12 protein-coding genes are annotated in these 12,477 nt (G+C 31.1%); 2 read left to right on the forward strand and 10 right to left on the reverse strand.

The features are described from left to right. Positions 1-51 precede the first annotated feature (51 nt). From P3875_RS04985 to arsC, 10 genes are all read right to left on the reverse strand, one after another. A complete protein-coding gene (locus tag P3875_RS04985) occupies positions 52-636 on the reverse strand; it encodes an HPP family protein (protein ID WP_303445186.1) in 585 nt (194 codons plus the stop codon). Next, the gene (mutS, locus tag P3875_RS04990) at positions 636-3,239 is read right to left on the reverse strand and encodes a DNA mismatch repair protein MutS (RefSeq protein ID WP_303445187.1); all 2,604 of its coding nucleotides are present in this window, start codon (positions 3,237-3,239) and stop codon (positions 636-638) included. Before mutS ends, P3875_RS04985 begins: the two co-directional genes overlap by 1 nt. 117 nt (positions 3,240-3,356) lie before the next feature. Further along, positions 3,357-3,776 (reverse strand): DUF3784 domain-containing protein, encoded by a 420-nt coding sequence (locus P3875_RS04995; RefSeq protein ID WP_303445188.1) that lies wholly within the window; start codon positions 3,774-3,776, stop codon positions 3,357-3,359. Next, positions 3,776-4,237 (reverse strand): hypothetical protein, encoded by a 462-nt coding sequence (locus tag P3875_RS05000; protein ID WP_303445189.1) that lies wholly within the window; start codon positions 4,235-4,237, stop codon positions 3,776-3,778. The genes P3875_RS04995 and P3875_RS05000 overlap by 1 nt, the downstream gene beginning before the upstream one ends. A gap of 3 nt (positions 4,238-4,240) precedes the next feature. Further along, positions 4,241-5,593 carry an alpha/beta hydrolase family protein gene (locus P3875_RS05005; RefSeq protein ID WP_303445190.1) on the reverse strand — a complete coding sequence of 451 codons (1,353 nt, stop codon included), beginning with the start codon at positions 5,591-5,593 and terminating at the stop codon, positions 4,241-4,243. 2 nt (positions 5,594-5,595) lie between these two features. Next, the gene (locus P3875_RS05010) at positions 5,596-6,171 is read right to left on the reverse strand and encodes a hypothetical protein (protein ID WP_303445191.1); all 576 of its coding nucleotides are present in this window, start codon (positions 6,169-6,171) and stop codon (positions 5,596-5,598) included. A 2-nt stretch (positions 6,172-6,173) separates the two neighbouring features. Then, entirely contained in the window at positions 6,174-6,446 is a 273-nt protein-coding gene (locus P3875_RS05015) for a DUF2089 family protein (RefSeq protein ID WP_303445192.1), read from the reverse strand. 118 nt (positions 6,447-6,564) lie between these two features. Next, the gene (locus tag P3875_RS05020) at positions 6,565-7,494 is read right to left on the reverse strand and encodes a DMT family transporter (protein ID WP_442930326.1); all 930 of its coding nucleotides are present in this window, start codon (positions 7,492-7,494) and stop codon (positions 6,565-6,567) included. A 54-nt stretch (positions 7,495-7,548) separates the two neighbouring features. Next, on the reverse strand, positions 7,549-10,011 hold the full coding sequence (locus tag P3875_RS05025; protein WP_303445193.1) for a TonB-dependent receptor domain-containing protein: 2,463 nt from the start codon (positions 10,009-10,011) through the stop codon (positions 7,549-7,551). Between the two features lie 107 nt (positions 10,012-10,118). After that, positions 10,119-10,460 carry an arsenate reductase (glutaredoxin) gene (arsC, locus tag P3875_RS05030; RefSeq protein WP_303445194.1) on the reverse strand — a complete coding sequence of 114 codons (342 nt, stop codon included), beginning with the start codon at positions 10,458-10,460 and terminating at the stop codon, positions 10,119-10,121. 54 nt (positions 10,461-10,514) lie between these two features. Between arsC and P3875_RS05035 the strand changes: the two genes are divergently transcribed. After that, positions 10,515-11,399, forward strand: a complete 885-nt coding sequence (locus tag P3875_RS05035; RefSeq protein ID WP_303445195.1) for a CPBP family intramembrane glutamic endopeptidase — start codon at positions 10,515-10,517, stop codon at positions 11,397-11,399. 2 nt (positions 11,400-11,401) lie between these two features. Then, a complete protein-coding gene (locus P3875_RS05040) occupies positions 11,402-12,436 on the forward strand; it encodes an AMP-binding protein (protein ID WP_303445196.1) in 1,035 nt (344 codons plus the stop codon). Positions 12,437-12,477 lie beyond the last annotated feature (41 nt).

Consider the following 12,477-nt stretch of genomic DNA (forward strand, 5'->3'; position numbering starts at 1 on the left):
TTAATAGGTTTTTTATGCTATTTTTTTGTTTTTTTTATTATAAGTACGGTTTTATTTAAAATAATTAAATTTTTTATTAAACCGATGTGTTGTTTTATGAGGATATTGCCTTTTATGTGGTATGTTGTTAAAAAGTAAAGCTACTAAAAATAAAATAATTACGCCTGTTAATACAGGTGATATTACATACATATAACCTAGTTTTGTGATACTACTCCCTCCGGTTACAGCAATTAAAGCTGTTGCACCTCCGGGTGGATGTAATGCCTTTGCCATTTGCATAAAAATAATTGATAAGGATACTGCAAGTGGCGCTGCTATCCAAATATAAGTACCTATTAATTTGTAAATAGTTACTCCTATGCATGCTGAAATTATATGACCTAAAAATAAATTTTTGGGTTGTGCCAACGGACTGTTAATAGCACCATAAATCAATACACAACTTGCGCCAAATGAGCCAATTATTAAGGTTAAGTCGTATTTTGATAGAATTTCGAAATGTAAAAAACTTACAATTCCCAATCCTACAAAAGATCCTAAGAAAGCCCAAAAATGTTCTTTAAAATCTATTAAAGTTTCTTTGTAAAGTACATATCGCGTTTTACGATACGTTTTGTTTTTTTTAATTAACATTATTTACGGCTTACCATTTTTTTAATTTCGTTTAATTTCATTAAAGCTTCTACAGGTGTTAACGTATTTATGTCTAAACTTACAATTTCTTCTCTAATCTCTTCTAAAATGGGATCGTCTAAATTAAAAATAGATAACTGTAAATCGTCTTGTTTTAAAGCATTTGTTGTTGATTCACTTTTATGACTCGCTTCTAATTTTTTTAATATTTTTTGAGCCTTTTGGACCACCAAATTGGGCATTCCAGCCATTTTTGCAACATGTATACCAAAACTATGAGCACTGCCTCCAGGAATTAATTTTCGTAAAAAAAGCACATTATCTTTTAGTTCTTTAACCGATACATTGTAGTTTTTTATACGGTTAAATTGTTCGTGCATATCGTTTAGTTCGTGATAATGCGTTGCAAATAACGTTTTTGCTTTTTGTGGATGTTCATGAATGTATTCGGCAATGGCCCAAGCTATCGAAATTCCGTCGTAAGTTGATGTTCCACGACCAATTTCGTCAAGTAAAACCAAACTGCGATTGGTTAAATTATTTAAGATAGAAGCAGTTTCGTTCATTTCTACCATAAAAGTTGATTCGCCCATTGAAATGTTATCCGATGCACCAACTCTAGTAAAAATTTTATCAACAATTCCCATTTGTACGTAACTTGCTGGTACAAAACTGCCCATTTGAGCCAGAAGAACAATTAAAGCTGTTTGGCGTAAAATTGCCGATTTACCAGACATGTTAGGACCTGTAATCATAATGATTTGTTGTGTTTCGGTATCTAAAAAAACATCGTTTGCAATGTAAGGTGTACCAACAGGTAATTGTTTTTCAATAACTGGGTGTCGACCGTCTTTAATATCTAAAACAAAACTTTCTTCAATAATAGGACGAACGTAATTGTTTTCGGTTGCCAGTTGCGTGTACGATTGCAAACAATCTAACTGGGCAACAAGTTGCGCGTTTAACTGTACTTGTTGAATGTACTGCGCACACCACATGATGAATTTTTCATAAATTTCAGCTTCAATTTTAGAAATGCGTTCTTCGGCACCTAAAATTTTAGTTTCGTATTCCTTAAGTTCTTCGGTAATATATCGTTCTGCACTTACAAGGGTTTGTTTACGTATCCAATTAGTAGGAACTTTTTCTTTGTGCGTATTTCTTACTTCAATATAATATCCAAACACATTATTAAAAGCAACTTTTAATGAAGGAATTCCTGTTGTTTCGCTTTCGCGTTGTTCAATGGCTTCTAAAAACGATTTGCCCGATTGTGATATGTTTCGCAATTCATCTAACTCTTCGTTTACACCTGTTGCAATGGCATTTCCTTTGTTTAAAGCAACAGGAGCTTCGGCAGAAATGGTGTTTTTAATTTTTTCGCGCAGTAACTCACAAGCATGTAAATTATCGCCAATAACTTTTAAAGCTTCGTTTTTAGATTGTAAAGCAGCTTCTTTTAAAGGGATAATTGCATCTAAACTTTCCTTTAAAATTACACATTCACGAGGAGATATTTTACCTGTTGCCAATTTAGAAATCAATCGTTCTAAATCTGAAATTTGTTTAATTTGGTATTGAAAATTTTGTAAAACGTCGGTATTTGTTTTGAAATAATCAACTACATCAAATCGTTTGTTTATTGCATCAATATCTTTTAAAGGCAAGGCAAGCCATCGTTTTAACAAACGACCACCCATTGGTGATAAGGTTTTATCAATAACATCTAAAAGGGTAGTGGCGTTTTCGTTAGCCGATCCGTAAAGTTCTAAATTGCGAATGGTAAAACGATCCATCCAAACATAAGCGTCTTCGGCAATTCGTTGAATATTGGTAATGTGTTGAATTTTATTGTGTTGCGTTTCGGATAGATAATATAAAATGGCTCCACACGATATAATTCCTTCTTGTAATTCATCAATTCCAAAACCTTTTAACGAATTTGTTTTAAAATGATTGGTTAAGGTTTCGTTTGCGTAATCGGTTTTAAAAATCCAATCTTCTAAATAAAATAAGTTAAAATCGCTTCCAAATTGATGTAAAAAATGGTTTTTATTACCTTTTTGGACTAAAACTTCGCTTGGTTTAAAATTTTGTAGTAATTTATCTATGTATTCTTGGTTGCCTTGCGATGTTAAAAATTCACCTGTAGAAACATCTAAAAATGCAATTCCAATGTTTTTGGTGCCAAAATGTAAAGCTGCTAAAAAATTATTGCTTTTAGATTGCAAAACTTCGTCGTTGGTAGTAACACCAGGTGTAACCAGCTCGGTAACGCCACGTTTTACAATGGTTTTAGTCATTTTAGGGTCTTCTAATTGATCGCAAATAGCTACGCGTAAACCTGCTTTAACTAATTTAGGTAAATACACGTTTAATGAATGGTGAGGAAAGCCAGCTAATTCTGTTTCGCTGGTTGAACCAGCACCGCGTTTTGTAAGCGTAATTCCTAAAACTTTTGCTGTTCTAACAGCATCTTGACCAAAGGTTTCGTAAAAATCGCCCACACGAAAAAGCAAACAAGCATCGGGGTATTTTGCTTTAATTTGATTGTATTGTTGCATTAACGGGGTTTCTTTTTTTACTTTTTCCTTTGTAGACATGATTTTAATTTTATCAGTTTACAAATATATTATATATAGAACAGAAAAAGTAAAACAAGCAGTAGCAAGTTTTACTTTTTTATTAAAATTATCTGTGTTTTAAATATTGAATTACTGTTACCTTAATTCATTTAATGGTGTATAGTAAATTATAATACTTATGATTAATCCGCAAAAAAATAAAAAGGCAAGTGCAATGCGTTGCAACCATTTTTCCCAATTTTTGTAAACATTTTTATCGAATTCTTTTCCTAAAAAAAACAGCGGTACAAAGCCCCAACTTAAGCCTAAAACAAATGATATAAACAAAAAATTATCGTTTTTAATAAATAAATTAGAAAGGGTAATTAAAGTTAAAAAAAGTGCAATGCCATAGAATACTTTTTTGTGAATTTTGGCAATTTCTTTAAAGTTCACCTTCTTTTTGCGTTCATCGCTCATGGTATTATAACCCGATAATAAACTTTGCGCACTATCTTCGTTTAAAATACTAGCAAAAAAGCATAAAATAAAAGCAATTATAAAACCTGCGTACATTATTGTAAATTTATTTGTGATATTATTTTAGATAATTCAGTTGGTTTTTGCGTACCAATAATTAATTGTTTCCCGTTTTTTAATTGTATATGTAATCCCATTTTACCTTTTATGTTGTAAACTATACCGTATTTTGTAAATAACCTAATTCCCCAACCGCCTACAAAACCATAATTTATAACATTCATTGATTTAATAGTGTTAATTTCAATGTTTTTATTAATTAATGGAAAAAACGTTACTTGTATGGTTTTAGGTGTAATGGTTGTTTTTAATTTTATGATTACTAAGAAAAGAATTGACAATAGAAGAATTATAACCCCAAAAATAGTTTCTTTTGAAACGGTGTTATTTGTGAATTTTTTAAAGAAATCTATAACCGGAATAATTGTAATAACAACAATTAATAACCAAAGCCACCATTGGTTAAAACGCTGGTTTTCTGTGAATAAAGTATTCATTTTTTATTTAATATTTTGGTTTAACCAGTTGCTAATGTCTTCTAAAACAAAAGGTTCAATTGTTGTTTCAATGGCTCCGTATTCATCGGGCATCCCTGTTTTTGCTTTTTGAAACAAATGATTAAGGTTTGAATACTTTTTTATTGTAACCTTTTTATTATGAACCATCCCTTTTTCCCATCCGTTCAAATTTTCAATTGCAGCTACTTGAACATCTTTATCGCCATTTAAAATTAATGCTTTTGCTTTTATTTTTGAAAAGTAATTTTCAGGGTTGTATCGCACAAAAGTTGTAAACCAATTATTGTTTACCAAATCTGTAAGCTGCTTAATTTCTTCACTAGATAAATTGGTATAGCTTGGATTCGATTTTATATAATTTGTAATTTCTTGTTCAATTTTTTCAGATGAATCATTCATTTTAATGATTTCGTAAATTTTTCTGAATAAAACTTGGTTTGCATTTAAAGCTTGCTCAGGTACACCACTGCTTTTTTCTACGTCGTATTTTTGTTTAAGCATTAACGCATCAATTGCAATACCAGGACCAGCCATTGATACAATAAAAGCAATATCTTTACGTTGTGCCGCAATTATTTGCGCAACCATTCCGCCTTCGCTATGGCCTAAAACACCTATTTTTTTAGCATTTATTTCTTTTATCGATTTTAAAAAATCAACAGCGTTATTTGCGTCATCAGCAAAATCAAAAGTTGTTGCATTTTCAAAATCACCACCCGATTCACCCACGCCACGGTCATCGTATCTTAAAACGGCATAGCCTTGTTTTGTTAAATAATCAGCAATTACCCAAAACGGTTTATGGTTAAAAAGCTCTTCGTTTCTATCTTGCGGCCCACTGCCCGAAACCAAAACAATTGCAGGGAAATTTTTTCCTGTACTAGGCATGGTTAATGTGCCTGCTAATTTAATTTTAGATGCTTTGTTTTCAAAAGTAACCTCTTCTATTTTATAGTTAAATGGGGGGTGGGGTTCTTGTGGACGGTTGCGTTTAAATTCACCTTTTGTAAAATTTAAAGTGAATTTTTGTCCGCCTTGTTTAAAAATGCCATTTATGTTGTTGTTAAGTAAATCGCCTTCGTAAGTCATAAACATACGCGCGTCTTTTAAAAACAATTTATTGTTTTCAAATTTAATTTCTTGAATATTTATGCCGTATGCGCCTTGGTCTGGACTATCGGCAGTTGCTTTTAAGGTATTGTTTTCTGTTGTAATATGTAAAACAAAGGGCAATTTTGATGTTGGTAATTCAATATTACCGCTCCAAGTTCCTTCAATTTGTGCATGACTTGTAAAACTAATTATAAACAAGTATAAAAAAAGTATATTTTTCATGATTAGATATTTTTTAGAATAATGGTTGAAATAAACATCGACACAATTAAAAAAACAATAAAAAGTAAATAATCGGTTGTTTTTTTTGCGTTAGAAATGGTTTTAAAGCCTTTATAAAGTGTAATAATTTGAAAAATAACAACAAGTAAACTAAAAAACGATGTTGCTATTAAAAAAACGTATTCGCTAGTTGTTGAAGGTAAATTTACTGTAATGCTATTTTTAGAAACCATTTGCGCTGTTAATTTACTGAATTGACCGTTAAAATTGGTTAATGCCATTAAGTAAAAAGGGATGCGAGCATAAAAAGATAGGTTTAAAGCATCTAAAAATCGCGTTTTTTTATTAATGATTTTACCAGCAAAAAAAACAAAAAGGGTTAACAAAAAAGAACAAAATGTATTTTCAACAATTGTTTTATAAAAATTTATTTCGGTTCTAAAGGATAAATGAAAAGTATGATCAAACCAACCACGCATATATACCGAAGTTATTGTTCCAACCAAAAAAACAATTATATTAAAAACAAGTAATTTTTTATCGTTAAAAAAAGCAATTGGGTTTATTATTTTTTTCATGTTTATAAAGTTAATTCTTTAATATGTTGAATGGTATCGTCTAACTGATTGCGAACGGTTGGGTAGCTAACACCTAATTGTGAGGCCATTTCTTTTAAACTACCACTTGTTAAAAAAAATTGCAAAATAAATTCTTGTTCTTTGGGTGATAATTTTAAAAAAATAGGTAAGGGATAACTACCTTGTACTACGGTTTGGCAGTTTTCACAACTTAATTGCGATACGTTTAATATCGTTTCGCAACTGGGGCAAAGTGTAGGTAGTTTTGCGTGCATTTGTAAATAAAATTAAATTAGTGTTTAAATATGTTTAATCAAAGTTAAATAAAATTAATATTTAAACAAAAAAAATCTGTTAACAAGGGTAACAGATTTTTAAAATTTAAACGTTTGTTTATTTTTTTTGAATGAAATTTAAATTAATAAGCAACACAGCAAATAATATTATTAAAATACCAATCCATTGTAAAAACAGTACTTTTTCATTCAATAGAAAAAAAGCAAATGTTACCGAAACTGGCAATTCCAAAGCTGAAACAATACTACCTAAACCTACACCAGTTAACGGAAATCCTTTATTTAATAAAATAGGGGGTAAAATGGTACCGAATAAAGCCAACAAAATGCCCCATGTATATAAAATGCTGAAATCTATTTTTTTAAATGTAATAAATTGATTGTTGATTACATGAGTGTTAAAGTAAGTAGGTAAAATTTGGGTAATTAATGCAAATGTTATTACAATAGCTGCACCACCATATAGCATGTATAAACTGCGTTGTATTGGGTGTAGTTTTATGGCAATACTATTGGTGCTAAATAGTGTAATTGCAAATGAAATAGCCGATAAAAAACCAAAAACAAATCCCAATGTGTTAAATTGTAATGTTTTACTAGTAACGTTTGTTGCTAGCAGAGTACCAAACAATACCAAAAATACTGCAACAATTTTTGCAAGCGTTGGTTTTTTCTTAGTTAATACGGTTTCAATAAAAACACCAATCCAAACCGATTGCATTAACAAAACTACTGCAACAGACGCATTTACATATTTTACACACATATAATACAATACACTTGTAAATCCCATTGATGTGCCGCTAAGAATAAGCTGTAATTTTTCAGTCTTAGTCGCTTTTTTTGTTGATATAAACATGCTTATAAAAAGTAAACAAATAATTGCAATTAAAAATTGAGCTGAGGTAACCTCGGCAGTTGTGTAACCTTGTGTATATGCTAGTTTTACAAACGTAGCTAACATTCCATAACTACTTGCACCAAGCGCTACATATATAATACCTTTAACTGTTTTATTCAAAATAATTACTTTTTTAGATTGATAAAAAAAGCTTGAAAACAAGTTTCAAGCTTTTTAAAATTACATCATTTCTTCCATATCTTCGCCAGATGATTGTTTGCGTTGTTCTTTTTGTCGATCTGCTTTTGTTTGATTAAATCTATAAGTGAACGATAAGTTTATGGTTCTTTCACGCCATTGCATTTCGGCATAAGAATTTATTTGTGCTATACTGGTTTCGTACATGCGTTTTCTTGAATTAAAAACATCTTGTACATTTAAAGCAATTGTACCTTTATCTTTTAACACTTCTTTACTTAAAGCCATGTTAACCGAAGCCACGCCTAAAACTTTACCTTGTGCCGTTTTTTGAGCACCACTATACATGAAATTTGTTTGCCAATCTATTTTAGTTGGTAACGTAACACGTGAATTAATTCTACCATTCCAAGTGAATGCATCGTTGTCAAAATTTTGATAAACGGAATTACCTTCATAATTAACATATGAATAATCGCCACGAGTTGAAACTTGGAATAAGTTTGCATTTGCATTAATTCGCCACCAACGGAAAGGATTGTAATTAGCATTTAGTTCAAAACCATATCTATACTCAGTTGCTAAATTAACTGGGCCCGTAATTGTAACAGGAATACCTTCTTCGTTTACACCATCAACTCTACGTACAAATTGTGTAGCATCTGTAGTATGGTTGTAATAAATAGATGTGTTTAATGTTAATTGCCCCCATTTTTTCATGTATCCAAAATCTAAAGCATTTGTAAATGCAGGATCTAAATCTGGATTTCCTTTAAAAAAGTTAATAGAACTTGAATAATTTGATATAGGGTTTAACATTCTTCCACGTGGTCTGCGTACTCTACGACTATAACTCAATGTTAAATTTTCGTTGTTCGATACTTCGTAGTTTAAAAAAGCACTTGGAAAAAAGTTATTGTATTTTTTATTGTTATAATCGTTTGTAATTAGTTGGTTTACATCAATTTCTGTTGCTTCCCATCGTAATCCTAACATATAACCAAATTTGTTGATTTTGTTGCCGTATTGGGTGTAAAGCGCATGTACTTTTTCAATGTACTCTAAATTGTTTTTAAACAAATCGTTGGGTTCTAAAACACCGCCACTATTTAGTGTGTTAATGTTAAATTTGGTTTCAATTTCGTTGAAATTTCCAAGATAACCAGCCTCAAACTGGCTGTTTTCATTAAAAGGCAATACGTAATCTACTCTGGCAATTCTGCGCAATTCATCTTCTTTTGCAAAAGTTACATCTTGCGCTAAAAGTTCATTTACTTGATTTATTGTAGCGATATTAGCATCTTCATTATCGTTATTTTTGTTGATACTTCCCGATACGTACAATTGATGTCCTTTGTCGTTGAATTTATAAGTAAAATCTGTAGTGTATTCAACAGTTTGGCTGTTATCTTTTTCTTCGGTATGACGAATGTTTCTGTAGATTAAATTTTTATCCGCATCATAATTGCTGTAATTTAAATCTCGCGGATTATCGCCTGAACCCTTTCGGTACGTAAATCCTTGGGTCCAAGTTAATTTATCGGTTAAGTTCCAATCAAAACCAAAATTACCGTTAAAACTTTCTCTGTTACGTGTTGATTTAGAGTATTCGTCAACAAAACTTGTAGTGTTGCCGTTTTCATCAAAGTATTGCGATTCGTTTGTTGAATTACCAAAGGTTTTGTTTTTACTATATCCTAAATTAGTGTAAAAATTGTAGTTTTTTTTGCGATAGTTTAAAGTTGCATTGCTACCGTAGCTTAACGGATCGCCAATATTAGCAGTAATGCTACCGTTTACACCACTGTTGCTGCCTTTTTTAAGTATGATGTTAATGATACCAGCGCCACCTTCTGCTTCATAACGCGCAGATGGGTTTGTGATAACTTCAACACGATCTAACGATTCTGAAGGAATCATTTTTAAAGCATCGGCAATATTTGAAGCCATTCCAGAAGGTTTTCCATCAATCAAAACACGAACCGATTCGTTGCCGCGAAGGCTAACATTTCCTTCTGAATCTACTTCTACAGACGGAATATTATCTAACACATCGCTTGCTGTGCCTCCTTTTACTATAGCGTTATCACCAACGTTGTATATGCGCTTATCTAGTTTTAATTCAACGGCAGCACGTTTTGTTTCAATAACAACGGCGCTTAAAACTTCGTCATCGCCCTCAATAGTTATGGTTCCTAAATTTAAATCGTCCGTAATTTGTTTAGGTTCAAAAGTAAATGTTTTGTAGCCTAAATATTCAATCTTAATTTTGTAAGTATCAGGTGTAACAGGTATGCTAAAATTACCTTTAATATCGGTAACGTCGCCTGTTATATTTGTAGTATTTGTAGTGCTTTCAATGGTTATACTGGCATATTCTAAGGGTATGTTTGTAGCTTTTTCAACTACATTACCTGTAACTGTGTATTGACTTTTTTCTTGCGAAAAAACGGCCGTTGTGGCGCATGCAAAAAGCGTACAAAAAGCATAAGTTATTGCTTTCATAAATTTTTAAATTTAAGTTACACAAAAGTAAATGCTGTTTGTTTACTTTTTCTAAAATTAATGTTAAATGGCAGCCTTAATTTAATGGGTTTTTAGTTAAAAAAGAATTATAAAATTTCTTTAATTTTTTCGGTTGGGCGTGCAATTACAGCTTTGTTGTTGTTTACAACAATGGGACGTTCTATTAATTGCGGAAAATCAACCATTGCTTGTATTATTTCATTTGTACTTAAATTTTTGTCTTTAAATTGTTCTTTCCAAATGGTTTCTTTTGTTCTAACTAAATCTATTGGGGCAATATTTAAAAGTTTTAAAAGTACTTCAATTTCGTTAAAAGTTAAAGGTTCTTTGATGTAGTTAATAATTTCAACCTGAGTGTTAAGGTCTTGAAGCATGCATAATCCTTCGCGAGACTTACTGCATTTAGGGTTGTGATAAATCTTAATCATGGGGTATCTTTTTTTGCAAATTTAGTTAACTTCGTAAAACAAATAATCATTTTTATGTATTTAGAACAGTTTAAAAAAGATACCCCAAATATTTTAAAATACATTCCTTTTGTATTTTGTTTTTTAGGTTTTATGGCCTTAAATGTTATTGTATCAAATGTTTTGTCGTTAGATGCTGGTGCCATGATTCAAGATTCTATTAACAAAATGGGGAAAAATTTCACCTTTTTCAGCTTGTTAATTCCTTTTGCATTTTTTTTAATATTGTTATTTGGATGGTGGGTTGTTATTCATAAATATTCAATAAAACAACTTACAACTAGTCGATTAAAAATTGATTATAACCGTATTTTGTTTTCGTTTAGTATTTGGGTATTAATCAATATAGTGTTATTTGCAATAAGTTATTTATTAGATCCTACAAGTTTTCAATTTCAATTTAATGGCAATGCATTTTTAACATTACTGCTTATTTCAATAATTTTTATACCTATACAAACCAGTTTTGAAGAGTTTTTTTTTAGAGGTTATTTTATGCAATTTAGTGCTTACGCTACAAAAAGTAAGGCAGTCGCACTAATAATTACATCGGTAATTTTTGGATTAATGCATTTAAGCAACCCCGAAGTTTCAAGTATAGGTTTATCTATGATGGTTTTTTACATAGGTACCGGCTTTTTTCTAGGTTTAATTACGTTGTTAGACGATGGTTTAGAACTAGCTTTAGGATTTCATGCAGCAAATAATTTAATGGGGGCTTTGTTGGTAACTTCGCCTTCGGCAGTTTTTCAAACCGATGCCTTATTTGTTTTTAACGGAAATGCAAATATTTATGAAATGATTGCACAAGTTTTTGTAATTTTACCTATCTTGTTGTTTGTTTTTTATAAAAAATACAATTGGGTAAACTGGAAAAAGAAACTTTTTAAACCGTTTTAGCAATGGAAAAAAAAATTACTATTCACCCCGATTTTAAACTTAACGGACGGTGCTATACCAAAGAAAGTTTATGTGAATTGGCCATTACCTTAATACGCGATGGCGAAGCACATGAAAAAGATTTAGGGAATTTAATACTTGAATGGTTTGATTCAAAAAATTATATTTCACTTACTACATCTGGTACTACAGGTAAACCAAAAGAAATAAATTTAAGTAAACAAGCAATGTGCGTTTCGGCCTTAGCTACGGGCGAATTTTTTAAATTGCAACCTAAAGATAAAGCCTTATTGTGTTTGCCAACACGCTATATTGCAGGGAAAATGATGTTTGTAAGAGCCATTTTACTTGGGTTAGAACTCGATTTTGTGTGTCCAAACAAAGAACCATTAAAAAACAACGATAAAATATACGATTTTGTTGCAATGGTTCCGTTACAAGTTCACAATTCAATTACGCAAATAGAGCAATGCAAAACCTTGATTGTGGGCGGCGCAAAATTAAATGAACAAACAAAGCAAATGCTTGAAAACATGATGGTTAATGTGTATGAAACGTACGGAATGACAGAAACTATTACACATATTGCTGCAAAAAAAATAAACGACCCATTTTTTACTGTTTTACCTCATGTAACCATTTCACAAAACCAAAACGGTTGTTTGGTGATTGAAGCCCCACAAATTGCTAATTATTTAATTGAAACTACTGATATTGTTGAAATGCCAAACGATATTCAATTTAAATGGATTGGCCGTTACGATAATATTGTAAATAGCGGTGGCGTTAAATTAGTCCCCGAAGCAATTGAACAAAAATTAGCAGAATACATTCCTTTTCGTTTTTTTGTAATTGGTAAAGAAGACGCACATTTAGGTGAAAAATTAGTGTTAGTTATAGAACACGCACCTTATAAATTAGTACCAGAAGCATTTGAAAGCTTAGAAAAATACGAAACGCCTCGCGAAACTATTTTTATAGATAGATTTAAAGAAACGCCAACAGGAAAAGTACTTAGAAAAGAAACAATATCTTAATTCAATGGTTTAAATAGAGATATTATTTAAAAAAGTTTTAA

Origin of the sequence: Myroides sp. JBRI-B21084 (assembly GCF_030545015.1) — a bacterium.
In the GTDB taxonomy this organism is placed as follows: domain Bacteria; phylum Bacteroidota; class Bacteroidia; order Flavobacteriales; family Flavobacteriaceae; genus Flavobacterium.